The organism is Azovibrio restrictus DSM 23866 (assembly GCF_000429665.1).
Taxonomy (GTDB): Bacteria; Pseudomonadota; Gammaproteobacteria; order Burkholderiales; family Rhodocyclaceae; genus Azovibrio; species Azovibrio restrictus.
On record NZ_AUCH01000005.1, the window covers coordinates 114,729 to 140,871 of the forward strand.

Consider the following 26,143-nt stretch of genomic DNA (forward strand, 5'->3'; position numbering starts at 1 on the left):
GTGCCTTGGCGGGTATTGTCGCGGGGGTTGTAGCTGGGGCAGCCATTGCTGCCATCGCCGTCGCCTGTGTCGCCACGGGCGGTCTCGCAGCCGCGCTGATCCCTTTCTTTGCCGGGGCCGTCGGCGGATTCGTCGGTGCCGCTGTCGGAGGCGGTGTCAGCAAGACCGGGAGCAAAAGCGGAAAGATCAAGACGGGATCACCCAACGTTTACTTTGAAGGCAAGAAGGTGGCCCGCGTCACCGATCAAGTCGAGTGCGAGAAGCATCCCAACCCCCTTCCCCAGATCGCCGAAGGCAGCAAGACCATTTCCGTCAATAGCCTGCCTTTGGCCCGGATTGGTCACAAGATTACGTGTTCTGCCGTGATTCAGGAGGGGTGCCGGACCATCTTTGCGGATCAGACAACGGGCCAGTATGGGCCGATAGATGCTGATCTGAGCATCGGTGAGCAGTTGCTGATCACCGGCTTTGAGGTATTTACTGCCCGCTCATCCAGCAAGAAGGGCGGCTTGTTCGACAAAGTCCTGCGCAAGCTCTTCGGCGAGCCGGTGGATGCCGCCACTGGCGAATACGCGGACTACCGCTGTGATTTCACCTATCCGCACGTCCTGCCCATCACCCTCGATCGCAGCTATGCCGGCCACACGCCGGTCCGCGGGCTGTTTGGCGAACGCTGGATCTGCAGTTGGTCCCAGCGGCTCGAGTTCGAGACCGACGCGGCAGGCGCAGCCACTGTCGTCTACTACGATCCGGAAGGCCAGCAACTGGTCTATCCCGCGGCTGCCGAACGTTTCGACGCCATCAATGTCTGGGCTCCCTATTACCGCCTGGGGGGCAGCCGGCAACGGCCCTGGGTGTTCGACGAGCGCAGCCAGCGGACCCACGTGTTCGCCCCTGCCGCTGACGCAAACTCCACTGCCCGTCTGATTCGTACCGAAGACCGCAACGGCAACTACATCGACTACGACTACAACGCCCTCGGTCACCTGTGGCGCGTCCGCCACAGCAACGGCTTCACCCTGCAGGTGCGTTGCAATACCGACGGCCTGCTCGAGAGCGTCAGCCACCTTCAGGAATCACCGGATGCACCGGCCGCCCCCCTGGTGGACTATCGTTACCGGGGCCGGCTGCTCACTGACGTATCCAGCCGCTTTGAAGGTGAATTCCACTTCGGCTACAGCCCCGAAGGCTGGCTCAATCACTGGCACGACAGCGGCCCCACCGAGGCCGACCTGCTGCTCGATGAGCAGGGGCGGGTGATCGCCACCCGTACCAACAGCGAACTGTATGCCGATCGTTTCGAGTACCTGCCCGCCGCGGCCGACGGCAGCCATGAAACCATCTTCATCAACGCCCTGGGCGAACGTCACGAAAGCCGCTTCGACGCCCACAACCGCCTGATCTCCAGTACCGACCCCCTGGGGCGTTGCTGGCAGACGGAATACGACGAATCCGGCTGGCCCTTGCAGCGCAAAGATCCCCTCGGGCGGATCACCACTTACCGTCACGATGGTCATGGGCGCCTCCTGGCCATCACCGATCCCCATGGTCGCAGCCTCCGCCTGAGCTGGAACGAACAGGGGCAGCTCCTGAGCCTGCAGGGCCCCGAAGGCCCCGAGCAGTGGCACCACGACCCTCAGGGCAACGTGGTCGCCTGGCAGGTGGAGGGCCGGGAAACCCGCTACCGCTACACCACCGAAGGGCTGCTCAGCCAGGAAACCGGCCCCGACGGCGCCGTCTCCCGCTGGCACTACGATGCCCGGGGCGCCCTCTGCCGCCACGAGGACCCCCTGGGCCAGGTCACCGAATTCCAGCTCGATGCTTACCTGCGTCTCGTGGTCCGTACCGATCCCCTCGGCCACGCCACCCGCTACGACTACGCCCCCGGCCCCGACAACCCCCGCGAATCCGTCCGCAGCGTTCTCCTGCCCGATGGCGGCAAGCACCAGTACCGCTACGACCGTGAAGGCCTGCTCCAGGAATACCGCTCTCCGCTTGGCCACCTCACCCGCTACCGTCACGGCGCCTTCGATCTGCTGCACGAGGAAATCGATTCCCTCGGCCACGCCACCCACTACCTCTGGGATGCCGCCGCCCGCCTGCGTGGTGTGCGCAATGCCCTCGGCCAGGAATGGCATTACCAGCGCGATGCCGCTGGCCAGATCGTCGGCGAGACCGACTGGGCCGGGCGTCAGACCCATTTCGAGCGCAACCTTCTCGGCCAGATCGTCCGGCGCCAGCGTCCCGACGGCAGCACCCTGCAGTACGCCTACGACGAGCGCGATCGTCTGGTCCGCATCGCCGGCCCCAGCCAGGTTCATCACTTCATCTGGGACGGCATCGATCGCCTAGTCGGCGCCCGCGTCGAACAGCTGGACCCCGAGGGTCCCCGCCGCGAAAGCGAGCTGGAACTCGCCTACGACGCGGCCCACCGCCTGTTGCGGGAAACCCAGGACGGTCTCGCCCTCGTTTATGCCCGGGATGCCGCCGGCCGCCTGAGCGGCCTCACCACCCCGGCCGGCGAACGGGCCTGGCAGTATGACCTGGCCGGCCAGGTCGCCGGCTACCGCAGCAACCGCCACCACTTCGAGTTCACCTACGACCCCCGCGGCCTGGAAACCGCCTGCCGCTACCGGGATGCAGCCGATCCCACCGCCGGGGCAAGCTTACCCCGCTCTGCGGGCTCATCCGCCCCAGCCGGCCCCCTGGCCGGCGTGTCTTCTCCGGGCGGTCCTGTCCGCCCCACCGACCGCTTCTTCCAGGAGCAGCATCACGACCCCAACGGGCGTCTTCTCCAGCAGCGCGGCGGCGCCGGCCTCGCTTCCGCCGGCACGGCGGACGCCTTCCCCGGCCAGCAGCTCGACTACCGCTGGGACCTGGACGGCCGCTGCACTGACCGCAGCGCAAGCTTCCAGGGGCAGCTGCGCCAGCACACCCACTACGACTACGATGCCCGGGACCAGGTCGTCCAGGCCACTCGCCGCCATCCCCAGCAGGGCGGTTACGAACGGGAGGAAAGCGAGCACTTCCGCTACGACCCGCTCCAGAATCTCGCCCACCGGGAAGTCCGCTACGCCCCCGCCCTGGACGCCAACCTGCCCGCCCAGCCCTTCGCCTACCGGGCCGACGAACTGATAGAAGCCGGCCCCTGGCGCTACCGTTACGATGCCTGCGGCCGCCTCGTCGAACGTACCGAAAACCGCCCCGGTTTCCGGCCCCGCACCTGGCGCTACCACTGGAACGAGTTCGACCACCTGCGCCGGCTGGAAACCCCGGAAGGCGAACACTGGCACTACCGTTACGACGTCTTTGGGCGCCGTATCGCCAAGTTCTGCAGCAACCCCGGCGAAGCCACCCGGCGTCGGCACGGCACCCGGGAAACCTATCTCTGGATGGCTGACCGCCTGATCGAGAGCCGCCGCTTCGGCCCCGACCGCGACCTCCTCGACACCACCCTCTGGCACTACCGGGCCGAGCGCTTCGACCCCCTCGCCCGGGAGGTGCTGGCAGCCGACGACAGCCGCTGTTACCCGATCGCCTGCGATCCCAACGGCACGCCCCACACCCTCTACAACAGCCAAGGCCAGATCGTCTGGCAGGCCGGCCACACCCTCTGGGGCAGCCCCCGGGAACGGGACTACGGCAGCGAACTGCAACCCACCCGCTACCCCGAGACCGTCCCCGACTGCCCCCTGCGCTTCCCCGGCCAGTGGGCTGACCCCGAAAGCGGCTTGCACTACAACCTCCACCGCTACTACGATCCCCACTCCGGCCAGTACCTCAGCCCCGACCCCATCGGCCTCGCCGGCGGATTACGAACCCATGCTTATGTGCATGATCCGCTGCAGTGGGTGGATCCGCTTGGCTTGGCTAAATGTGCTTCTGTTGACGAAAACGGTGTTTTAACTATCAAAAATAAATTTAAACCTGGGTCGCCGGAGGACCTCGCTTTAAAGCAGCACGTTGCTGACTGGAACAAGCAAATTGAGGCTAATGGAGGTTCTATGACGAGACAACCTGTAACCCCAGAAATGAGGCGAGCGGCAGACCAAGCTGCAGCGGCAGCGAAAGCGGCAGATCCGGTAGCATATGAAGGGATGGCTCCAGGACATACGCCAGATGTGGGATGGGGCGGTGCTCCGGCAGGCCCAATTAATCCGTTAAATCCGACCGTGAATAGTTATATTGGTGGCGCCACTCAGGCGATTAAGCCTGGAACCACTTATTCAAGTGTTGTTTTGAACTAAGGTTTCTCAAATGACCCACATGAAAATACAGGCGGTTATTGCCAAGATTATGGCTTACCCTAATCCAATGGGGTTCCCTGGGCCAGCCAAGCCAGAGGTTTTAATGGTTGGAATCCCAACTTTGGAAAAAGGGGTTTTTCGAGATTTTACGCCCATGCTTAGAAAGCGGTTTGAGATATGCGGGCGCTGGCAATATGCGACTCATGGAACATGGTTAAGCATTGGCGACATGGAAGGTTTGTTAAGTGACACCAATGACTCCTTGATAAATTCACTCAAGACCCAGATTGAGGCTTTAAAGGATGGGTGGCCAGATCATGCGTGCAGCCTATTTAGACCGGAACGATTGTCTGTTTTTTCGTGTAGCGATTTGGGGAATGATTCTATATTCTTATTGTGGCTCGATTTGGAAGACGAGCCGGAGTTATGGGTTTATGATTCAAACGGCGAATCGAGATATAAAAATCTCGACGAATATCTTTCTGCCTATTTGGCTGATGATCTAAGCGCATCTACTAAATCTTGGCGAGCTTAGCAAAAGCACCTCAAAAACTTTAACAGGATGTCCAAACCCACCCTGATGCTTTCGTCGGCGAGACCGACTGGGCCGGGCGTCAGACCCATTTCGAGCGCAACCTTCTCGGCCAGATCGTCCGGCGCCAGCGTCCCGATGGCAGCACCCTGCAGTACGCCTACGACGAGCGCGATCGTCTGGTCCGCATCGCCGGCCCTAGCCAGGTTCATCACTTCATCTGGGACGGCCTCGACCGCCTGGTCGGCGCCCGCGTCGAACAGCTGGACCCCGAGGGTTCCCACCGCGAAAGCGAGCTGGAACTCGCCTACGACGCGGCCCACCACCTGTTGCGGGAAACTCAGGACGGTCTCGCCCTCGTTTATGCCCGGGATGCCGCCGGCCGGCTGAGCGGCCTCACCACCCAATCACCGAGGCAGAGTTTGGAAAACTTACGAGGTAGATTTTATGTCCCCAGAGATAATTGATTGGGGTTCCGGCGAGGTATTGCTTTGGGATTTGTGGTTTCTCGATCAATCGCAACCTTTGTTGGAGCAAGTTGACTGTCTCAAGGAGGATCTTGCTCAAGTAGCATACGAGAATGAGGTGCTCTTGGACATTGGTTGGTATCCAGAGTTTTCCGATGCCGGTGGTTTTGTTATTAGGGTCGTAAAACAAATCAACTGGGATGAACCTCTGTTTATTGATTCAAATAAGACGGTAGATGGCTTTCTGTCTTCATTGAAAGAGGCTATTCTGATCGCCAAGAATGCGGTCTAGCTCACCCACAGGGCCTTTGCATGCAGAGCTTTTTCTGGGTAAAGGTGGGTTGTTTCTGGTCGAGGGCGAGCATGTTGAGAACACGCGGCGGATAAGTGAGAGGGTTTTCGGTGCATTATCCTTCTTGACGGTGCATGCGACGGGGTTGATGGGTCAGGTAAGGTTAAAGATAAAAAGTGAAAATTTGGAAAAATATGCCGTTGGGGTAATGGCTAAAAAAGGTATTTGTGCTTTCTGGAGGGGCCTATGGTGTATCTGCTTGATAACGAAGTTCCTTGTGCTGCAGGGAAAGGGATGTGGGGCGACTATGCTCATGTTTTGTGGGCGGGTTTTGCTTCACAAGATGAGAGTGGGGTGGGGTATGTTGAAAGAACCGGTCCTTTTGTTCCTGATGCGTACTTGGCTTCGAATAGCCTGATCTGCACCGAAAGAGTGAAAGATAATATAGTTTCGAATACCCAGGGGATTTTGTTCGTGCCTCAAGAAAAAAGAAAAATTGTCAGGGTTGAATGGAGGTCATGGGATCCTGCTGGAGATATTTTTCATTATATCGATCGTGGTGATATAAATGAGCCAGAAGACCTTGTTGAGGCGGGGCTGCATGATCTTGTCGCTCGGGATTTAATGCCTAGCCTGTGGAAGCTTGATGAGGCGACGCTTCCAGAGCTGGAGATAAAGAAGATTGGAAAATACGATCCTCGTCGCCCAGTGTCTCACTTGGCAGTCGTTAAAAATAGTGTTCCGTCGAGATGTTTTTTTGCGAAAAGTAGAAACTTTTTAGGTGTTTTTGCTGGTGAGGAGGCCAAGTGTTTTTTGGAAAAAAACTATCCAGGGTTTTTTAGGTATTCTTGCATCCCATTCTGTGACTGATGGTTGGGGGGCTGTTTTTAGCCGCTTCCTGGCTTTCTTCGGGGAGGAGTCGCCTTTTGGTGGTCAGTGGGCGGAATCGCTGTCGTGACAAAAATCAAAGAAAGTTTCGCGCAGTTGCCAATAATGATGGTGGTAAATATGGTCGAGTCTGCGAAGAATTTTTGCTCAGTGTTTGCGGAGCATGATTACAGTATTGGTGAGCTGGTTTTTTCTCCCCAAAAGAATCCGCTGTGCATTGACGGCAAATTTCTCATTACTGGACAGCTCTTGGATTGGTATCAGCATGTTTTGATGAACGGTCAGCCTGCTGTTGGCGGAGTATTTGCATTTCAACTTATTGGCTGGGGTGAGCTTTGCTCCATACACCAAGGCTGGCGATGGGTGACGAGCAATGGGGTTGCAATACCAAATGCTGCTTGGAAAAAGGAGTGGGTTATTTTTGGCGAAAGAAACGGAGATGTTTTTTTTGCGGACACTTCGTCTCAAGAGTGCCCGGTGTTCTTCAGTGTTCAGCAAGTTAATAAAAAAATTGCTGGCTCGCTTGCGTCGTTTCTCGATATTGTCTCAACTTGCATGCTAATAGAGCTCAAGGAGTTTGGCTACGAAGTGCAAGACGATGAGTTTAATCTCAAGGAACAATTTGTCAGTAGGGTTTCTGCGGTTGCATCGAAGGCGGGGGGTGTTGATAGCGGTTTGTTTATTAACTGTTTTTTCGGGTAGATATTTTTTGCTCTGAATAATTTTGTTAGCCTCCTTGATCGCCAGGCTGTGAATGGCATGCGAAAACTGGCTGGCTTCGACAGGAATATTTTTGGGTAGCCTGGTAAGTAAAAGCTATGGACCTCGATAAATTGCTGGCTGATTTTAATGGTTTGGTTGATGAGAGTGGGAAAAACTTGCCGTTTATAAAGGTCGGAAATTATGTGGCCGATGGTTTTTGTGATCCAGAGAAAGGAGAGGCTGGTGCCCGTCGTTTTGTTGCTGCATTTCTGTATTGGCTGATTAGTCGGAATCATTTGTCGCCAGAGAAGAATAATGCTTTTGTGTGTGAGATTGAATTGCTGAAGTCCAGGGCGCTATCCTTCACATGGCTCTTGAAAGAAAAGTTTTCTGATCAAATATTTGCTGCGGACGTTGAAGGCTACATCCAGCCGTTTTGTCATAAATACATAGCCTCTTCAGGGGGCGGTTTTGGCGAGGACTACCACGCATTGTTTGTCGAAGGAACGGAATTGAGCTCGTTCCTGGATGTGGAGGAAAGCTGGGAAAGTCTTGAGAGGATCGCACTCCAGATTGATGTGCGCTTTGATGACTTCTGTAGAAACGACAAGAATTGGGATGCTCCATGTCACTCTCCGGGGGGCGTCAGTCCCGTCGAGTTCAGTTCGCTTGATGAGTGGGTTGCATCTTTGAGAATGTTCAAAGACTTGGCGGATACGCCGGCAGGGAAATATAAGACCCGTGTAAAGCAATATTGGGCACTGGTTGATGCCGTCAATGGGAGGCCGTCCATGGAGGTGGCCCGGGAATTGGTCATGACTTATCTTAATGTAGATGATTCCTCCGTTCAGGAAAGTGTCTGGCGAACGCTGCGTTCCTTTCCCTACTTGCTCGTATTCACTGCCATACTTGAAAATATAGAAGAATTGAGCCAGCAAACCGAATGGGCGCCGACGCTAGTGGATATATTCGATGATAATTTGCCTGCTGACACTCTAGATAAAATGGTTCGACAGCTTGAAGAGACTCCTACTGAAAGTCGTCGTTATTATCTGGAGGCGCTTGAAGAGGCTGGGCGGACTGGCAGTCTGCACGCAATTCAACTATTGGATAGGTCCTGTCGAAAAATATCCTGAATTAATGGATGGTAATGTGAATGCCTTTGCGCTCGAAATCAAGGTTCCACTCGATTTGCGACATACTGATTGCCACCGGGCTGGCGAGGTCTACCCGCCTTAATCGGCTCAATCCGCCCGCTGCCTTCAGCGATGGTTGCAAGAAGTGGCAGAACCTATTCCGCCGGCAGCGCCGTCGAGCGGAGCAAAGCCGAACACTTACCGTTTTTGCCTCTCTGCTGGCCCTTGCACTGCCAGGGAGGATGGATTTGCACTGCTGGGGCCCCTGGCTTGGGAGGGCGGTCGCTTTTCTTCATCCGCCATTCCACCTGGGAATTCCTCTTGCATTCCATTTTGCGGATGACATGCGTGATAATCGCGCCTTCACCTAACGCCGCGAGTTCCAGACGCTCATGAACACCAACCTTGCCAGCCAGTTTCTCGAGCCCATTCCCGGGGAAGACATTTGTGGAGTGGATATGTCCTTTTCGGTGCTTTTCGACGAGATTCGCGAGGCCCGGCGGCAGGATGATCCGGCTCTCTCCCAGGGGGACTGGGAGACGGAGCTGAAGACGGCCCAGTGGCCCCGGGTCAAGGAGCTGGCGGAGGACATCCTCCTGCATCAGAGCAAGGACATGCAGGTGGTGGCCTGGTACACCGAGGCCCTGACCCGGCTCAAGGGCTTTCAGGGGCTGGCTCAGGGGGTGGCGATCATGGACGGGTTGTGCTCCGATTTCTGGGAGTTCTGTTATCCCAGTTACGACCCGGATGATCTGGAGGAGCGGGCCAGCAAGATTGAGTGGCTGAACCGGCAGATGCCTCTGGTGGTGCGGGAAATCCCTCTGACCGACCGGACTTCCGGCGGCTATTCATGGCTGAAGTGGGAGGAATCCCGGGCCATCGACAATCTCGGCCTCAAGGACCCGGAAGCCCGGGAGCGGGCCGTGGCCGAGGGGCGCATTACCGGGGAGATTTTTGACAAGGCGGTGATGGCCTCGGGCCGGGGCTATTACGAAAAGCTGCAGCTGCAGCTCCAGGAGGCGGTGACGGCCCTGGTGGCCCTGGAGGCCACCGTCGAGCAGCGCTTCGGCAACAACGCTCCCAGTCTCCGGGACCTGCGCAACGCGGTGCTGGGTTGCGAGGAGCTGGTGGGCAAGTTGCTGGGCCGCCTGGGCGGGCGGACGGAAACCCGGGCCGCGGCTCCCGCTGCCGGCCAGGGCCAGGGGACGGGCGACAGCCTGCCTGCCGCCATGTCCGGGGGGGCGGCCTTCAGCAGCAACGGGGGGCTGATCGTGAACCGCAACGATGCCATCGCCGCCCTGCGGGCCGTGGCCAACTACTTCCGCCTCAACGAACCCCATAGTCCGGTGGCCTTCCTGGCGGATCGGGCCGCGAACTGGGCGGAGATGCCCCTGGACAAGTGGCTGGCCGCCGTGGTCAAGGACGATGCCACCCTGGGCCAGCTACGGGAGCTGCTGGATATCCGCAACCCCGGTTGAGGGGGGCCTCCAGGCCGGAGGCCTGGAGGCGGGACAGGCTCAGCGCCGTTTCGGGGAGAGGTTGGCCGTCAGGCGGCTGAAGGCGGCGGTGTTCTTGATGCCCTTGGACTCCAGGGCATCGAACTTGTCGCCCATGGCGCTGGCCAGCTTGTCGAGCCGGTCATCGGCGGCCGGGTGGGTGGAGAAGAGCAGGTCAAAGCCGCTCTGGCCGCTGCTGGCGGCATACATCTGCAGCACCCGGGGCAGGCCGAAGGGGTCGTAGCCGGCCCGGGCCGCGATCACCACACCCATGCGGTCGGCCTGGTACTCGTCGCTCTTGTCCAGGCCGGCGCTATATACACCCCGGGCGGTATTGATGATGTACTTGGCCGCATCGGCGCCCCGGTTGGCGGCGGCGGCATTGGCGGCTTCACTCCAGGCCCGGCCCTGGTCCTGCTTGAGCATGGTTTCCACGTAGTGCCCCATGATCACGTGGCTGATCTCGTGGGCCATGACGCCGGCCAGCTCCGCCTCATTGTCCAGGCGCTCGAGCAGGCCCCGGGTGACGAAAACGTAGCCGGCGGGAGCGGCAAAGGCGTTCACGTTGTCCGTATCGATGACCCCGAAGCGCCACTTGATGTCGCTGCGGCCGGTCTGCTGGGCCAGCCACTGACCCACCTGGTTCACGTGCCGCTGCAGGCCGGGGTTCTTCACCAGGGGGGCGGCGCCCAGCAGCAGGGCGGCGGATTCGTCGCCCATCTGCTGTTCTTCCTGGGGGGAGACCGTCTTGCTATGGGCCCGGAGGATGTTGCCGCCGTGTTCGATGACGGCGCCGATGTCCATGGTCTTGCAGCCGGACAGGCCGAGGGCGGCGAACAGGGCCAGGGCGCTGGCCAGGGGGCGGAGGTTCTGGGTGATGTTCATGGCAGGCTCCTCAATTCCGTTTTCCGTCACCGGCGTCCAGGTAGCTCATTTCCCGGGACTTCAGGTTGTTGGCGCTGGCGAAGCGCTCGGCTTCCTTGTCGCTGGCCTTGTATTGGTCCAGCCGCTTGACTTCCTGGGGATTCGGTTTGGCCCGTTCCAGGTCGTCCTTGTTGATGCCCTTGGTGCCGGTGGTGGCCGTGCTGCCGGTGCTGCCGGTGCGCAGCACGTTGCCCAGGGCACCGATATTGGTGCCGGAGTCCCCCTGCTTGTCGGGGCGCACGTTCAGGAGCCTGACCCAGCCGGTCTGGCCGCTGCTGCTCTTGATCTGGGTCCAGCCGCCCTCATTGGTGAGGATCTGCACCTTGCTCTGCTCGGGCAGGCTGGTGACGGTGGAGGCGTCGGTGAAGGGTTTGGCCTTCAGGTCGGATGCCCGGATCAGGGTGGCGTTTTCCGCCCAGGCGGCAGAGCCGAGGCCGGCGGCCAGCAGCAATAAGGTAAGGCTTGCGGGTTTCATCATGTGCTCCTCGGTTCAAATAAACGGACTGGGCGTTCCCGCCCCTTGACCTTGGCTTCGCCGCGGTCAATGAAATGGAACTGGCCCGGGGCCAGGGCGTTGCAGGCGTCCCGGGTGGCTTCGGAGACCAGGATGCGGGCCACACCCTTGGTCAGTCCTTCGATGCGGCTGGCCAGGTTCACCGTGTCGCCGATGGCCGTGTAGTCCAGGCGCCGGGAGGCCCCCAGGAAACCCACCACCGCCGGGCCCGTGTGCACGCCGATGCCGATGTCGAAGTGCTCGCCCAGGGGCCCCAGCTCCAGTTTGAAGCTTTCCAGCCGGCGCTGCATTTCCAGGGCGGCCCGTACGGCCTGGGGGGCATGGGTCGGGGTGGCCATGGGGGCACCCCAGAAAGCCATGATGGCATCGCCGATGAATTTGTCCAGGGTGCCCCCTTCCTGGAAGACGGCTTCCACCTGGGTGTCGAAATAGCGGTTCAGGAGGCGCACGATTTCTTCCGGCGGCCGGGTTTCCGAGAGGGTGGTGAAGCCCCGGATGTCGGAGAACAGCACGGTGATTTCCTGGCTGCTGCCTTCCTGGGCGGCGGCCATGATGTCGCCGTCCGTCACCGACTGCACCACCCGGGGGTCGAGGAAGCGGCCGAACATCTGCAGCGCGTATTCCCGCTGCAGCCGCTCCCGCAGATAGGCGCCCAGGGCGCACAAGGCAAAGAACAGCCAGGCGGTGAGCAGGGTGGAGAAGGGCTGCCACTGGTAGTCGTAGTGCAGCAGCAGGTAGGCCGTGCCGATGCTGGCCAGGGTGGCCAGCAGCAGCCAGGCGCCCTGGCGCAGGGGGCTCACCTGGCGGTGGGTGGCCCGGGCCAGGAGCAGGATCAGCAGTGTGCCCAGGCCCAGGGAGGCGAGGGGGGTGACCGGGCGCAGGTAGTCCTGGCGGGCCAGATTGGCCAGGGCAGTGGCGAGGATGGCGGGGCCCGGGGTGCTGGCCGAGAAGGGGGTGGGGCGCAGGTCGTTGAGGCCCGGGGCGCCGCCGCCGATGATGACGATCCTGTCCTTGAAATCCGGCAGTCCCTGGGGCGACTGTTTCAGGCTTTCCAGGAGCACCCGGGCGTAGGAGACCCGTGGGAAGGGCTGGCCGTAGAAATGCAGGGGCAGGGTGTCCTGGTCGGGGAGGGGCAGGCCCAGGTCCGCCGCCACCCGGGCCGGCATGGCGGGCAGGGTCCAGCCCCGGTGCGGATAGCGCAGCCAGTAGCGGCGGCCGATGCCGTCCTCGTCGGCCAGGAAGTTGATCAGCCCGGTACGCCAGACCTCGGGGGCGACGGCCTTGGGAGCCAGCAGCGGCAGTCCGGCATCCGGATCGGCCCGGGGACCCGGGCGGGCCTGGAGGATGGGGGGCAGGTCGGCCAGGCGGGAAGGCTCCCCGTCGGTGACCACCAGGGGCAGGTAGGCCGGGTGACGGCGCAGAGCCTGCTCCAGCACCTGATCACTATTGAGGCGGAAGCGGTCGGGTTCGCTGAAGATCAGGTCGAAGATCACCGCCCGGGGCTGCTGGCGGGCCAGGAACTCCAGCAGCTCCCCGTGAATGGCCCGGGGCCAGGGCCAGTTGCCAGCCAGGTCGAGCATCTCCGGGTCGTCCAGGCTGTTCTGGTCGATGTCGATCAGGATGAAATCCTGGGGCGGGCTGCGGCCGGCGGCTTCCTGGCGCACCAGGATGTCCCCCAGGCGGGCATCCCAGCCGAACCAGGGCTTGAACAGGACGAGCACCAGCAGCCAGACCAGGGCCAGGCCCGTGGCTAGCAGCAGGTAGGAGCGCTCGGCCTTCTCATGCATTTTCCATAGCACCTTGGTAGTGTCGCGGGATTATGCCATTAGTCATGGTCTGGGGGATGCCTTGGCTGATGGATGAAGCTGCTATGCTCTCGCCTGTTTATCTGCCTGAACCTTATTCCATGAAATATCTGATCCTGATGCTCCTGGCCCTGGCAGGGTGGTGGATCTGGCGCCGCCTCAAGGGTCGCCCCCCGGCGCCGCCCTCCCGCCTGCCGCCGGGGGAAGAGGCCATGGTGGCCTGCAGCCATTGCGGCGTGTATGGCCCCGTGAGCGACATGCTCAGGGACGGGGATGGCCTGCACTATTGTAGTGAGGCCCACCGGCGTCTGGGGCCGGGATGATGCTGAACATGATGGAAGAGGCGCCCCTGGCGCCGCCCTGGCGTTCCTTCCAGCTGTTCAACGGCTATCGCCTGGTGCTGGCCCTGCTGCTGGGGCTGATGCCCTTCCTGCCCTGGCAGGAGTCGCTCAAGCTGGATGCCCTGGAGCGGCAGTTCCTGCTCGTGGTGGGCTCCGGTTATGGGGGGCTGGTGGCCCTGGGGCTGCTGCTGTCCCTGCTCTGGCGGGTCCGCTTCCATGCCCAGCTGACCACCCAGGTGCTGGTGGACATGGTGGGCGTCAACCTGCTGATGTTCGTCCTGGGCGGGCTGCGCAGCGGTCTGGGGGTGGTGCTGCTGGTGTCCGTGGCCGGCGCCAGCCTGGTGGCCCGGGGGCGGCTGGCCCTGTTCTATGCGGCCCTGGCCACCCTGTCCCTGCTGTGCATGGAAATGCTGGGGGTGCTGACCCGCAATATCGATACGGCCCGGGTGGTCCAGGCCGGTTTCCTGTCCATGGGCTTCTTCGCCACGGCCATTTCCGCCCACCTGCTGGGGCGGCGGCTGGCCAGCAACGAGGAACTGGCCCGGCGCCGGGGGGTGGAGCTGGACAACCAGATGCGCATCAGCCGCCGGGTTCTGGAGCGCATGCAGGACGGGGTGCTGGTGGTGGATGTGGAGGGCCGGGTCCTGCGCAGCAATCCCCGGGCCCTGTCCATCTTCGGCGCCGTGGCCCGGGAGGGCGGCCTGCTGGCCCGCATCGAGCCGGAACTGGCGCGGGGTTACCGGGCCTGGCGGGATGCCGGCGGTCCCAAACGGGTGGAGCTGGCCCGGCCCGAGGGGCAGGAACTGGCGGCCCGCTTCGTGCGTACCCGCAGCTCCGACGGGGCTGCCCTGGTGTTCCTGGAAGACCTGGGCAAGCTGCGCGAACAGGCCCTGCAGTTGAAGCTCGCTTCCCTGGGGCGCCTGACCGCCAGCATCGCCCATGAAATCCGCAATCCCCTGTCGGCCATCAGCCATGCCAGCGACCTGCTCGCCGAGGAGGCCCGGGGCCCCATGCAGGAACGCCTGCTGCGCATCATCCGCGACAACACCCAGCGCCTGGACCGGGTGATCCAGGACGTGCTGGTGCTGGGGCGCCAGCGGGCCGTGGATCAGGAGTCCATCGTCCTGCCCCTGTACCTGAGCGAATTCACCCGCGAGATCCTGGCCCAGGAACACCTGGACAGCAGTGTCCTGCAGCTCCAGGTGCCCGAGGAGTCCCGCCTCTGTTTCGAGCCGGGACAGCTGCATCAGGTGCTCTGGAACCTGGTGGGCAATGCCCTGCGTCATTCCACCCGGCATCCGGGGGCGGTCCGCCTGGAGGTGAGACTGCCCGGCGATGGCGTAGAATTGCACGTCATCGACGACGGCCCGGGCATTCCCCGGGATCTGCGCGAGCAGATCTTCGAGCCGTTCTTCACCACCGCCACCCGGGGTACCGGGCTGGGTCTGCATATCGCCCGGGAGTTGAGCGAGGCCAACGGGGCCCGCCTGCTGCTGGGTTCCGAGGGCCCCGGGGGCCATTTTGTCTTGAAGGGGAGAAGTGAGCCGTGTCAGCTCCAGGCCATGAACGACGATCCGCCCGGGGGGCCTTGAGCCGTGTCCTGGTGGTTGATGACGAAGCGGATATCCGGGAGCTCATCGACCTGACCCTGTCCCGCATGGGGCTGGCGGCGGACTGCGCCGGCTCCGTGGGCGAGGCCCAGGCCCTGCTCAAGGACAACCGCTATCAGCTCTGCCTCACCGACATGCGCCTGCCCGACGGGGACGGCCTGCAAATCGTGCGGCAGCTGAGCGAGTCGGGCAGCGATACCCCGGTGGCCGTCATCACCGCCTACGGCAGCGCCGAAAACGCCGTGGCTGCCCTGAAGGCCGGTGCCTTCGATTACCTGGCCAAGCCGGTCAGCCTGGAGCAGCTGCGCACCCTGGTGAAGTCAGCCCTGCGCCTGCCCGGGGAAGCGCCGGCGGAGGCCGGGCCCATGCTGATGGGGGTTTCTCCCGCCATGGCCCAGGTCAGCGCCTTGATCGAAAAGCTGGCCCGCAGCCAGGCCCCCATCTACATCTCCGGCGAATCCGGGAGCGGCAAGGAGCTGGCGGCCCGCCAGGTCCACGAGCGCAGCGCCCGGGCAGCGGCGCCCTTCGTTCCCGTCAACTGTGGCGCCATCCCGGAAAACCTGATGGAAAGCGAGTTCTTCGGCTACCGCAAGGGGGCTTTCACCGGCGCTGACAGCGAGCGGGAGGGCTTTTTCCACGCCGCCCAGGGAGGCACCCTGTTCCTGGACGAGGTGGCGGATCTGCCGCTGCCCATGCAGGTGAAGCTCCTGCGGGCCATCCAGGAAAAGAAGGTGCGCAAGGTGGGCAGCACCGTGGAAGAGCCCGTGGATGTGCGCATCATCTGCGCCACCCACAAGAATCTGCGGGACTGCGTCGAACAGGGCCTGTTCCGCCAGGATCTGTACTACCGCCTGAACGTCATCGAATTGCGCATTCCGCCCCTGCGGGAGCGGCGGGAGGACATTCCCGAGCTGGTGCGGGCCATGCTGACCCGGCTGTGCGGTCCCATGGTGCCGGAGCTGACGCCCGCTGCCCGGCAGGCCCTGGAGGCCTATCCCTTTCCCGGCAACGTGCGGGAGCTGGAAAACATCCTGGAGCGGGCCACGGCCCTCTGTGCCGATACCTGCATCGACGTGGCCGACCTGCAGCTGGGGGACGAGTGTGCGGCCGAGGCCCGGGCCGGGCGCGCCGGCGAGACCCTGGACGACTTCCTCAACCGGGTGGAACGCCAGGCCATCCAGGAGGCACTGGAAAAGACAGCGGGCAACCGCACGGCGGCGGCCCGGGTACTGGGCATCTCCTTCCGCTCCCTGCGCTACCGCCTGGACCGGCTGGGCATGGAGGTCTGATGCAGGGTCCGGGGCAGTGGCGGGACGGCTGGTGGTCCGGAGCACGTCGGGTGGATAGCCCTAACTTCGGGCCCCGGCCTGAGGGTAGTCAGGTTTCCCTGGTGCTGCTGCACCACATCAGCCTGCCCCCGGAAGAATTTGGCGGGCCCTACGTGGAGCAGTTCTTCACCAACCGGCTGGACCCGGCCGGGCATCCCTATTTCGCCACCATCGCTGATGTCCAGGTGTCAGCCCATTTCTTCCTGCGCCGGGATGGGGAGGTCGTGCAGTTCGTCAGCGGCGCAGCCCGGGCCTGGCATGCGGGCCTGTCGGCCTGGCAGGGGCGGGGCAACTGCAATGACTACTCCATCGGCATCGAACTGGAAGGCAGCGCCAGCCAGCCCTTTGCGCCGCAGCAGTACCAGGCCCTCTGGCCCCTGCTGCAGGCCATCTGCGGGGCCTATCCCATCACCGCCATGGCCGGCCACGAGCATGTGGCGCCGGGCCGCAAGACTGACCCGGGGCCCTATTTCGACTGGCGGGAACTGGCCCGCCGCTTTCCCGGCCTGGAACTACCGGCCCAGGTGACGGCCTAGGCGCGCCACCGCCTCCTCCAGGCGGGCCTGGTCGGTGGTGTAGGCAAAGCGCATGTGGCGCTCCGGCTGGTGCTGGCCGAAGTCCAGGCCCGGGGTGGCGGCCACGCCGGCTTCTTCCAGCAGGCGGGTGGCCAGCTGGAAGCTGTCCGCGGCCAGGGCGGAGCTGTCGCACCAGAGATAGAACGCCCCTTCCGGCCGGGCCGCGAGGCGAAAACCCAGGCGCTCCAGGGCCGGGGCCAGGTAGTCCCGCCGGGCGCCCAGGATGGCCCGGCGCTCTTCCAGGATGGCCTGGGTCTCCGGCGCGAAGGCCGCCAGGGCGGCGTGCTGGGCCGGGGTGGAGGGCGCGATGAAGAGGTTCTGGGCCAGTTTTTCCACGTCCCGCAGATAAGGTTCCGGCACTACGAGCCAGCCCAGGCGCCAGCCGGTCATCTGGAAATACTTGGAGAAGCTGTTGATCACCCACAGGTCCTCTCCGGTGGCCAGGGCGCTGGGGCAGTCCTGGCCGTAACTGAGGCCGTGGTAGATCTCGTCCACCAGCAGGTGGCCGTCCCGTTCCCGTACCGCCGCAGCCAGGGCCTCCAGTTCGCTGGCGGAGAGCAGGGTGCCGGTGGGATTGGCCGGGCTCGCCACCAGGGCGCCGGCCGTTTGTTCGTCCCAGTGCCGGGCCAGCAGTGCCGGGGTGAGCTGGAAGTTGTCGTCCGGGCCCACCGGCACGGCTACCGGCTCTCCTTCGAAGACCCGCACGAAGTGGCGGTTGCAGGGGTAGCCCGGGTCCGCCAGCAGCCAGCGGCTGCCGGGTTCGGTGAGACAGGCCAGGGCCAGGGTCAGGGCGCCGGAGGCTCCGGCGGTGACGACGATGCGCCGGGCCGGGACCTGCACCCCGTAGCGGCTCAGGTAGAAATCGGCGATGGCCTGGCGCAGTTCAGGCAGGCCCAGGGCCGGGGTGTAGTAGGTCTTGCCGGCGGCGATGGCCGCCTGGGCGGCGCGGACGATGGGGGCCGGGGTGGGGAAATCCGGCTCTCCCACCTCCATGTGCACGATGTCCCGGCCCTGGGCTTCCAGGGCCTGGGCCCGGGCCAGAAGCTCCATCACGTGGAAGGGGGCGATGTCCTGATTGCGGCGGGCGGCTGGGCGCATGGGATTCCTCCGGATTAACCTGAATTCCCCACCACAGAGACACAGGGGAAGGCTGGATTGCAAGACCTTGTCACTTGCCTTGCACGACCCGGCAGCGGCGCTAGCTTGGCCCCGCTCGGGCTTTTCCATGTCTCAGGGGGTCCCATGATGAGGTTTCAGGGATGAAAAGGAAACGGCCACCCGGAGGTGGCCGTCGGTCAGGCAGCGGCTAAGATTCAGGCCGCGTTCTTGAACAGGCCCAGCTCGAACAGTTCGCGCTTCAGGGTCAGTTCCTTGGGCAGCTTCTCGCCCAGCTTGTCGAACCATTCCTTGTGCAGTTCCAGTTCCTTCTTCCAGGCATCGGCATCCACCTGGGTCAGGGCATCGAACTCATCCTTGGCGATGTCGGTGCCGGTCCAGTCGATGTCCTCGAAGCGGGGCATCCAGCCCAGGGTGCTTTCCTTGGCGGCCACGGTGCCCTTGCAGCGTTCCACGATCCACTTCAGGACGCGCATGTTGTCGCCGAAGCCGGGCCACATGAATTCGCCCTTTTCGTTCATGCGGAACCAGTTCACGCAGAAGATCTTGGGGGTGGCATCCACGGTGTGACCCATCTTCAGCCAGTGGTTGAAGTAGTCACCCATGTGGTAGCCGCAGAAGGGCAGCATGGCGAAGGGGTCGCGACGTACCACGCCCTGGGCGCCAAAGGCGGCAGCGGTGGTCTCGGAGCCCAGGGTGGCGGCCATATAGACACCGAAGTTCCAGTTGAAGGCCTGGTACACCAGGGGCACGGTGGTGGCGCGGCGGCCGCCGAAGATGAAGGCGGAGATGGGCACGCCGGCGGGATCTTCCCAGGCCGGGTCGATGGAGGGGCACTGGGCGGCCGGGGCGGTGAAGCGGGAGTTGGCGTGGGCGGCCTTCTTGCCGGCCTTGCCGTCTTCCGGCGTCCAGTCATTGCCCTGCCAGTCGATCAGGTGGGCCGGGGCTTCCTTGGTCAGGCCTTCCCACCACACGTCGCCGTCATCGGTCAGGGCGACGTTGGTGAAGATGATGTTTTCCTTCAGGGTGGCCAGGGCGTTGTAGTTGGTCTTCTCGCTGGTGCCGGGGGCGACGCCGAAGAAGCCGGCTTCCGGGTTGATGGCGTAGAAGCGGGTGACGCCGTCGGCATCGACGCGGGGCTTGATCCAGGCGATGTCGTCGCCGATGGTGGTGATCTTCCAGCCGTTGAAGGACTTGGGCGGGATCAGCATGGCGAAGTTGGTCTTGCCGCAGGCGGAGGGGAAGGCGGCGGCCACGTAGGTCTTTTCGCCTTCGGGGGATTCCACGCCCAGGATCAGCATGTGTTCGGCCAGCCAGCCCTGTTCCCGGGCCATGTTGGAGGCGATGCGCAGGGCGAAGCACTTCTTGCCGAGCAGGGCGTTGCCGCCGTAGCCGGAGCCGTAGGACCAGATTTCCCGGGTTTCGGGGTAGTGCACGATGTACTTGACGGTGGGGTTGCAGGGCCACTTGGCGTCCTGCTGGCCCGGCTCCAGGGGGGCGCCGACGGAGTGCACGCAGGGCACGAACTCGCCATCGGTACCGAGCAGTTCGCTGACGGCCTTGCCCATGCGGGTCATGGTGCGCATGTTGGCGACCACGTAGGCGGAGTCGGTGATTTCGATGCCGATGTGGGCGATGGGAGAACCCAGGGGGCCCATGGAGAAGGGGATGACGTACATGGTGCGGCCCTTCATGCAGCCCTTGAACAGGCCGTTCAGGGTCTCGCGCATCTTGGCGGGCTCTTCCCAATTGTTGGTGGGGCCGGCGTCTTCCTTCTTTGCGGAGCAGATGTAGGTGCGGTCTTCGACGCGGGCCACGTCGGAGGGGTCGGAGAAGGCCAGATAGGAGTTCGGACGCTTCTGTTCGTTCAGCTTGATCAGGGTGCCGGCCTTGACCATTTCGGCGCACAGGCGGTCGTATTCTTCTTGGGAACCATCGGCCCAGTAGATCTGGTCGGGTTGGGTGAGCTCAGCGATTTCGGCGACCCATTGTTTCAGTCGCTCATTTTTGACGTAGGCGGGAGCATTCAACGGTGCGGTCATAACAATCTCTCTTCAAGATCAGGATCAGCAGGAAAGTGGGCCCTCTTCAATTTTTCATGGCGGGTCCGAACCGTTCTCCGCGCCGGTCGCTGGGCTTTCTTCGGGGTCCAGTCGGCCGTCGGCAGGAAAGCCTGTAATTATGGCATAACGGCTTCTAAACAGAAACTTAACTTTTTGATGGGGACCCAAGATGAGGGTTTTCCGAGACGCACTAGAATGGATCAGCGTGCTACACTCTTCCCGCTAAACAAAACTGTTTTTCATAATGCGAGACAAAAGCCATGGACAAGCAGCAGCTGCGCAACGCCGCCCTTCATTACCATCGTCATCCCAAACCCGGGAAGATTGCCGTGCTGCCCACCAAGCAGCTGACCAACCAGTACGACCTGTCCATGGCCTACTCCCCCGGGGTGGCGGCCGCCTGTGAGGAGATCGTCGCCGATCCTGCCGAGGTTTCCAGCCTCACCGCCCGGGCCAACCTGGTGGGCGTCATCACCAACGGCACTGCCGTGCTGGGCCTGGGCAACATCGGCCCCCTGGCCGCCAAGCCGGTGATGGAAGGCAAGGGCGTGCTGTTCAAGAAATTCGCCAACATCGATGTCTTCGACCTGGAGATCGAGGAGCGGGATCCGGACAAGCTGATCGACATGATCGTGGCCCTGGAGCCCACTTTCGGCGGCATCAACCTGGAAGACATCAAGGCCCCCGAGTGCTTCTACATCGAGAAGAAATGCCGGGAACGCATGAAGATTCCCGTCTTCCATGATGACCAGCACGGCACCGCCATCGTGGTCGGCGCCGCCATCCTCAACGGCCTCACCTACCTGGGCAAGGACCTGAAGCAGATCAAGCTGGTGACTTCCGGCGCCGGCGCAGCTGCCCTGGCCTGCCTGGACCTGTTGGTGATGCTCGGCATTCCGGTGGAGAACATCTGGGTCACCGACATCAAGGGCGTGGTCTACGAAGGCCGGGTCGAGGAAATGGACGAGATCAAGGCCCGCTACGCCAAGCAGACCGATGCCCGTACCCTGGGCGAGGTCATCGATGGTGCCGACGTGTTCCTGGGTCTTTCCGCCGGTGGCGTGCTGAAGCAGGACATGGTGGCCAGGATGGCCAAAAATCCTCTGGTACTGGCCCTGGCCAACCCGAATCCGGAAATCCTGCCGGATGACGTGAAAGCCGTGCGCGACGACGCCATCATCGCCACCGGCCGTTCCGATTACCCGAACCAGGTGAACAACGTCCTCTGCTTCCCCTTCATCTTCCGCGGCGCCCTGGACGTGGGCGCCACCACCATCACCGAAGAGATGAAGCTGGCGGCGGTGAAGGCCATTGCCGAGCTGGCCCGGGCCGAGCAGAGCGAGGTGGTGGCCGCCGCTTATGGCGAACGGGTGTCGGCCTTCGGCCCCGAGTACCTGATTCCCAAGCCCTTCGACCCCCGCCTGATCGTCAAGATCGCCCCCGCCGTGGCCCAGGCGGCCATGGATTCCGGTGTTGCCACCCGGCCCATCGCCGACTGGCCGGCTTACCTGCAGAGCCTGAACGAGTTCGTGTACCACTCGGGCCTGATCATGAAGCCGGTGTTTGCCCAGGCCAAGGCCGCCCCCAAGCGCATCGTCTATGCCGAGGGCGAGGACGAGCGGGTGCTGCGCGCCGTGCAGGTGGTGGCGGAAGAGCGCATGGCCCGGCCCATCCTGATCGGCCGGCCCGCCGTCATCGCCAGCAAGATCGAGGCGGCCGGCCTGCGCATCAAGGCGGAGCTGGATTACGAGGTCCTGGACCCGGACAACAATCCCCGTTACGACGCCTTCTGGCAGGAATACCACCGCCTCATGGAGCGCAAGGGGGTTTCCCTGGATTACGCCAAGCGGGAAGTGCGCCGCCGTCACACCCTGTGCGGCGCTCTGGCCGTGCGCCTGGGGCTGGCCGACGGGTTGATCTGCGGCACCTTCGGGCGGCATCAGCTGCACCGCTATTACGTCAAGCACGTGATCGGCATGAGCGAGGGGGCCAGCACCTATTACACGGTGAACCTGCTGATCCTGCCCGGACGCACCGTGTTCATCGGCGACACCTACGGCAATTACGATCCCAGCGCCGAGCAACTGGCGGAAATGACCCTGCTGGCAGCCGAAGAGGTACGCCGCTTCGGGATCGCCCCCAAGGTGGCCCTGCTTTCCCACTCCAGCTTCGGGACCGAGGAGACCCCCACCTCCCAGAAAATGCGCCGGGTTTTGCAACTGCTGGAAGAACAGGCCCCCGATCTGGAAGCCGAAGGGGAGATGCACGGGGACGCGGCCCTGGACGAGCAGATCCGTCTGCAGGCCTTCCCCAATTCCCGGCTCAAGGGCCAGGCCAACCTGCTGGTGCTGCCCACCCTGGATGCGGCCAACATCTCCTTCAACCTGCTGAAGACGGCGGCCGGGGATAACCTGACCGTGGGCCCCATCCTGCTGGGGGCCAGCAAGCCGGTGCATATCCTGACGCCCACCGCCACCGTGCGCCGGATCGTCAACATGACCGCCCTGACGGTGGTGGACGCAGCCCGGAGCTGAGTCCGGCCCCCTTGTCCCGTCCCAGAGACCGCTCCGAAATTCAGTCGGAGCGGTCTTTTTTCTAGAACCGACTCCAGCTTTCCTTTGTAACTGCCTCTTTCTATTGCTTTTGTATGAGGGGCTGCTAAACTGCCTTAAAATTGCCCGCCTATTCGGGGGAGGCCCATGAAGAAACTCACCATATCCCTGCTTGTCTGTGCCATGACCGTTCTGGGCTCCGGTTCGTCCGTCCTGGCCGCGGAAAAGAAAAGCACGGCCAAGAGCAGTACCACCGCCAGCAAGAAGGCCAGCGCCAAGAAACCCGCCAGCAAGACTGCGGCCAAGACGTCCGGCAAGGGGCAGCAGCGTGCCAAGGCCGGCAGCGCATCGGCAAAGCAGGTGGCGGCCAGCAGCAAGTCCGTTTCCAGCCGCAAGGTGGCTGCCCTGCCCGAGGACTGGAGTGACGGTCGCCTGTCCCTGGCCTCCGCTTCGGTGCTGGTCATGGACCAGCATAGCGGCAAGCCCCTGCTGGAGAAGAACCCCGGCACCGTGGTGCCCATCGCTTCCATCTCCAAGCTCATGACGGCCATGGTGGTCCTGGACGCGGGCTTGAACATGGAGGAGGTGATCAGCATCTCCGACCAGGACGTGGATTACCTCAAGGGCACCCGCTCCCGGCTGCAGGTGGGCTCGGCCATGACCCGGGACACGGCCCTGCTGCTGGCCCTGATGTCTTCCGAAAACCGTGCCGCCAACGCCCTGGGGCGCCATTACCCGGGCGGCCTGCAGGCTTTCGTGGCGGCCATGAACCGCAAGGCCTGGTCCCTGGGTCTGACCCACACCCATTTCGAAGAACCCACCGGGCTCTCGGTAAACAACGTGTCCACGGCCCGGGATCTGGCCCGTATGGTGATGGCGGCGCACCAGTACCCGAAGATCCGCGAATACTCGACCATGGCGGAAGCCCGGGTGGACCTGGGGCACCGCATCCTGGACTTCAACAATACCAATGCCCTGGTGAAGAATCCCCAGTGGCAGATTGGTCTGTCCAAGACCGGTTACATTTCCGAGGCGGGCCGCTGCCTGGTGATGCAGGCCTGGGTGGCCGACAAGCCCGTGGTGATGGTGCTGCTGGATTCCACCGGCAAGATGACCCGGGTCGGCGACGCCAACCGGATCAAGCGCTGGATGGAGAGCGCCTCGACACCGCGTAATACCGGCGCCTGAGATAGCGAGGCACTGCTCACATGAAAAACGCGGCTTCGAGCCGCGTTTTTCTTTTGCAGCGCCGGCAAGTGCCGGGCCTCAGCGCTTGCCGGGCAGGTAGCCCAGGGCGTGGGAGATGGCGTCCGCCGTTTCCTTCACCAGGGTGGGCCAGTTGTCCTGATGCCGTTCCGTGGGGGCGGAAACCGAGAGGCCTGCCACCATGCCCCCTTCGTCGTCCCGGATCGGCGCCGCGACGCACTTCAGGCCCACTTCCGCCTCCTCGTCGTCGAAGCCCACGTTGTGGCGGCGAATCCGCTCCAGATCCTTTTCCAGGCTCGCCAGGGTCACCAGGGAATGGGCGGTCTTGCCCGGCAGACCGGTGCGCTTGGCGTATTCCTTGACGGCCTGGGGCGGGTCTTCCGCCAGGAACAGCTTGCCCACCGAAGTCAGGTGCAGGGGGGCGCGCCCCCCCACTAGATACACCACCCGCACCAGGGAGCGGCCCGCCGAGGTCCGCTCGATATAGACGATCTCGTCCTCGTGGCGGATGCCCAGGTTGACGCTTTCCCCGATCTTCTCGTGCAGCTGCTGCATGTAGGGCAGGGCCACCTGGCGCAGGTTGATGCGGGTCTTCACCAAGTTGCCCAGCTCCAGGAGCCGGATGCCGAGCTGGTAGGTGCCGGCGTCCTGCCGTTCCACGAAGCGGCTGCCCGTCAGGGAGGCGAGGATGCGGTGGGCGGTGGAGGGGTGCAGTCCGGTGCGCTGGGACAGGATCTTCAGGCTGACCGGATCGGCACAATCGGCCAATACGTCCAGGAGCGCCATCATGCGCTCGATGACCTGGATGGAATTCTTGGGGGTGGCTTCAGACACGCTGCTTGGCTTCCGTTCATTCGGGCTTGGGGCTAACATGCGCCCTTTCGCCGATTCGTCGGGCCCCTGGGCCCGGTTGTGCACCGCACTATTCTAGCATTGGAGCGCATTCAACATGATGCTGAGTCCTGATGGGCCGCCGGCCCTGCCCCTGTGGATCAATGGCCGGGCCTTTCTCACCATGGTTCAGTCCTTTTTCGAGGTGCGGGACGCCTTGACCGGTGAGCCCCTGCGTCGTACCCCCCTGTGCGGTGCCGACGAAGTGGCCGAGGCGGTCCGGGCTGCCGGGGCCGCCGCGCCGGCCTGGGCCGCCCGGGAGCGCGACGCCAGGATGGCCCTGCTGACGGCCTGGGCGGCGGGCCTGGAACAATACAGCGGCCATTTCGCCAAGCTGCTGCGCCAGGAAACCGGGCAGGATGAGGCCGAGGCCCAGGCCGAAGTGTCCCGGACCGTGGCCTTCCTGCGTCAGGACGGCGCTGCGGTAGAGCCGGCGGATGCGGGCCAGGTGGTGGCCCTGGCCTGGGATGACGCCGCTCCCCTGGCCCAGGCGGCGCAGCTCCTGGTGCCGGTGCTGCAGACCGGTGGCACGGTGGTGTTGAAGCCCACGCCCAAGGCGCCCGGGGCCGCCTATGCCCTGGTGGAGCTGTCGGCCCGGGTGGGACTGCCGGCCGGGGTGGTGAACCTGGTCCAGGGGGATGATGCCGCCCTGGCTGCCCTGTGCGGGCATCCCGACATCGCTCGTCTGGGTTTTGCCGGCCGGCCCGAGCTGGCTGTCCGGGTGGCGGAGCGGGCCGCCCAGGTGGGCAAGCCCTGCCAGTTGAGTGCCTGAATCGAGTCCTTGAAGCGGGGTCGGACCGGGTCCGGCCCTCAGCAGATCTTCACCACGATGTCGTGCAGGGTGTTGGCGCAGTTGGCCATGCGGTCGGCGGCGTTGGAGAGGTGACGGTAGATTTCCCGCCGCTTGAACATGTTGATGTAGTCCTCCCCCTGGAACAGGTCGGCCAGGGCCCGGCGGTAAGCCTTTTCCACTTTGCGCTCCGCCTTCCTGGCAGTATCCGCGTCCTCGGCGGCCGAGTAGGGCAGCCGCCCCAGCTTGCCGTAGCCGATCACCAGGGCATCCATGCCCATTTTCAGGTGCATGGCCATTTCCAGGGTGTGCTTGTCCGGGGGCACCCCTAGCACATCCATTTCGCTCACCGTGGTCTTGCAGTAATTCACCACGTCATCCAGATCCACGATGGCCCGGTAGATATCCTCCCGGTCCATGGGGGTGGAGAAGGCCTCGTTCAGGGTGTGCAGGTTGCGTACCTTGATCCGGTCCGCCTCATGCTCGTCCTGGCGGATCTGCTGGCCGATCTCCGGGGCGGCGGTTTCCATGAATTCCACCAGCAGGCCCGTGGTATGGGCCACCTGCAGGCACTGCTCGGAGAGCAGGGTGAAGAAGTCGGGCATCCGGGGAAAGACCCGGTCGTAGAGGCGGCGGAAGATGGATGGGCTGTCGTTTTGCATGGGGCC

At 63.2% G+C, this 26,143-nt stretch carries 22 protein-coding genes; 14 read left to right on the forward strand and 8 right to left on the reverse strand.

The features are described 5' to 3' along the window. Positions 1-5 precede the first annotated feature (5 nt). Entirely contained in the window at positions 6-4,247 is a 4,242-nt protein-coding gene (locus tag G474_RS0106675) for an RHS repeat-associated core domain-containing protein (RefSeq protein WP_169729505.1), read from the forward strand. A 10-nt stretch (positions 4,248-4,257) separates the two neighbouring features. Next, on the forward strand, positions 4,258-4,782 hold the full coding sequence (locus tag G474_RS22680) for a hypothetical protein (RefSeq protein ID WP_211228071.1): 525 nt from the start codon (positions 4,258-4,260) through the stop codon (positions 4,780-4,782). Here the strand turns inward: G474_RS22680 and G474_RS24100 are convergent. Continuing rightward, positions 4,779-5,186, reverse strand: a complete 408-nt coding sequence (locus G474_RS24100) for a hypothetical protein (protein WP_026686295.1) — start codon at positions 5,184-5,186, stop codon at positions 4,779-4,781. The two genes, G474_RS22680 and G474_RS24100, sit on opposite strands and share 4 nt — an antisense overlap. Before the next feature lie 40 nt (positions 5,187-5,226). On the opposite strand from G474_RS24100, the gene G474_RS0106685 reads away from it, so the two are divergent. From G474_RS0106685 to tssA, 5 genes are all read left to right on the forward strand, one after another. Next, positions 5,227-5,538 carry a hypothetical protein gene (locus G474_RS0106685; protein ID WP_043463488.1) on the forward strand — a complete coding sequence of 104 codons (312 nt, stop codon included), beginning with the start codon at positions 5,227-5,229 and terminating at the stop codon, positions 5,536-5,538. Between the two features lie 246 nt (positions 5,539-5,784). Further along, positions 5,785-6,408 carry a hypothetical protein gene (locus G474_RS23275; RefSeq protein ID WP_156919183.1) on the forward strand — a complete coding sequence of 208 codons (624 nt, stop codon included), beginning with the start codon at positions 5,785-5,787 and terminating at the stop codon, positions 6,406-6,408. 84 nt (positions 6,409-6,492) lie between these two features. Further along, positions 6,493-7,128 carry a hypothetical protein gene (locus G474_RS23280; RefSeq protein WP_026686298.1) on the forward strand — a complete coding sequence of 212 codons (636 nt, stop codon included), beginning with the start codon at positions 6,493-6,495 and terminating at the stop codon, positions 7,126-7,128. Between the two features lie 116 nt (positions 7,129-7,244). Beyond that, the gene (locus G474_RS0106700; protein WP_026686299.1) at positions 7,245-8,264 is read left to right on the forward strand and encodes a DUF7832 domain-containing protein; all 1,020 of its coding nucleotides are present in this window, start codon (positions 7,245-7,247) and stop codon (positions 8,262-8,264) included. A 392-nt stretch (positions 8,265-8,656) separates the two neighbouring features. Then, complete coding sequence (gene tssA, locus G474_RS0106705; RefSeq protein ID WP_026686300.1) at positions 8,657-9,742, forward strand: type VI secretion system protein TssA; 1,086 nt, start codon at positions 8,657-8,659, stop codon at positions 9,740-9,742. Positions 9,743-9,781: 39 nt separating this feature from the next. Here the strand turns inward: tssA and G474_RS19870 are convergent, their stop codons facing one another. The 3 genes from G474_RS19870 to G474_RS19880 are packed head-to-tail and all read right to left on the reverse strand — an operon-like array spanning position 9,782 to position 12,985. Beyond that, positions 9,782-10,645 carry a M48 family metalloprotease gene (locus tag G474_RS19870; RefSeq protein ID WP_051282004.1) on the reverse strand — a complete coding sequence of 288 codons (864 nt, stop codon included), beginning with the start codon at positions 10,643-10,645 and terminating at the stop codon, positions 9,782-9,784. 10 nt (positions 10,646-10,655) lie between these two features. Further along, on the reverse strand, positions 10,656-11,162 hold the full coding sequence (locus G474_RS19875; RefSeq protein ID WP_084513620.1) for an SH3 domain-containing protein: 507 nt from the start codon (positions 11,160-11,162) through the stop codon (positions 10,656-10,658). Further along, positions 11,159-12,985 carry an adenylate/guanylate cyclase domain-containing protein gene (locus G474_RS19880; protein WP_211228072.1) on the reverse strand — a complete coding sequence of 609 codons (1,827 nt, stop codon included), beginning with the start codon at positions 12,983-12,985 and terminating at the stop codon, positions 11,159-11,161. Before G474_RS19880 ends, G474_RS19875 begins: the two co-directional genes overlap by 4 nt. A gap of 119 nt (positions 12,986-13,104) precedes the next feature. Here G474_RS19880 and G474_RS0106725 point away from each other — a divergent pair, with 119 nt between their 5' ends. From G474_RS0106725 to ampD, 4 genes are read left to right on the forward strand one after another with little or no spacing between them, the layout of a single operon-like run. Beyond that, positions 13,105-13,326 (forward strand): PP0621 family protein, encoded by a 222-nt coding sequence (locus G474_RS0106725; RefSeq protein ID WP_026686302.1) that lies wholly within the window; start codon positions 13,105-13,107, stop codon positions 13,324-13,326. Further along, positions 13,323-14,936: a two-component system sensor histidine kinase NtrB gene (locus G474_RS19885; protein ID WP_156919184.1), complete on the forward strand. Its 1,614-nt coding sequence runs from the start codon at positions 13,323-13,325 to the stop codon at positions 14,934-14,936. The genes G474_RS0106725 and G474_RS19885 overlap by 4 nt, the downstream gene beginning before the upstream one ends. Then, positions 14,933-16,243 (forward strand): sigma-54-dependent transcriptional regulator, encoded by a 1,311-nt coding sequence (locus tag G474_RS0106735; protein WP_026686303.1) that lies wholly within the window; start codon positions 14,933-14,935, stop codon positions 16,241-16,243. The genes G474_RS19885 and G474_RS0106735 overlap by 4 nt, the downstream gene beginning before the upstream one ends. Continuing rightward, positions 16,243-16,818: a 1,6-anhydro-N-acetylmuramyl-L-alanine amidase AmpD gene (gene ampD, locus G474_RS0106740; protein WP_026686304.1), complete on the forward strand. Its 576-nt coding sequence runs from the start codon at positions 16,243-16,245 to the stop codon at positions 16,816-16,818. Before G474_RS0106735 ends, ampD begins: the two co-directional genes overlap by 1 nt. Here the strand turns inward: ampD and G474_RS0106745 are convergent. Continuing rightward, positions 16,795-17,955 (reverse strand): pyridoxal phosphate-dependent aminotransferase, encoded by a 1,161-nt coding sequence (locus G474_RS0106745; RefSeq protein WP_026686305.1) that lies wholly within the window; start codon positions 17,953-17,955, stop codon positions 16,795-16,797. The two genes, ampD and G474_RS0106745, sit on opposite strands and share 24 nt — an antisense overlap. Before the next feature lie 215 nt (positions 17,956-18,170). Next, positions 18,171-20,015: a phosphoenolpyruvate carboxykinase (GTP) gene (locus G474_RS0106750; protein ID WP_026686306.1), complete on the reverse strand. Its 1,845-nt coding sequence runs from the start codon at positions 20,013-20,015 to the stop codon at positions 18,171-18,173. A 281-nt stretch (positions 20,016-20,296) separates the two neighbouring features. Between G474_RS0106750 and G474_RS0106755 the strand changes: the two genes are divergently transcribed. Further along, positions 20,297-22,570, forward strand: coding sequence for an NADP-dependent malic enzyme (locus tag G474_RS0106755; RefSeq protein ID WP_026686307.1), 2,274 nt, complete (start codon positions 20,297-20,299; stop codon positions 22,568-22,570). 165 nt (positions 22,571-22,735) lie between these two features. Then, complete coding sequence (gene pbpG, locus G474_RS0106760) at positions 22,736-23,776, forward strand: D-alanyl-D-alanine endopeptidase (RefSeq protein WP_026686308.1); 1,041 nt, start codon at positions 22,736-22,738, stop codon at positions 23,774-23,776. A gap of 78 nt (positions 23,777-23,854) precedes the next feature. Here pbpG and G474_RS0106765 read toward each other — a convergent pair whose 3' ends face one another. Beyond that, a complete protein-coding gene (locus tag G474_RS0106765) occupies positions 23,855-24,667 on the reverse strand; it encodes an IclR family transcriptional regulator (RefSeq protein ID WP_026686309.1) in 813 nt (270 codons plus the stop codon). Between the two features lie 76 nt (positions 24,668-24,743). Between G474_RS0106765 and G474_RS0106770 the strand changes: the two genes are divergently transcribed. After that, entirely contained in the window at positions 24,744-25,457 is a 714-nt protein-coding gene (locus G474_RS0106770; protein ID WP_026686310.1) for an aldehyde dehydrogenase family protein, read from the forward strand. A 38-nt stretch (positions 25,458-25,495) separates the two neighbouring features. On the opposite strand, the gene G474_RS0106775 is transcribed toward G474_RS0106770, so the two are convergent. Further along, positions 25,496-26,137, reverse strand: coding sequence for a DUF47 domain-containing protein (locus G474_RS0106775; protein WP_026686311.1), 642 nt, complete (start codon positions 26,135-26,137; stop codon positions 25,496-25,498). Positions 26,138-26,143: the final 6 nt, after the last annotated feature.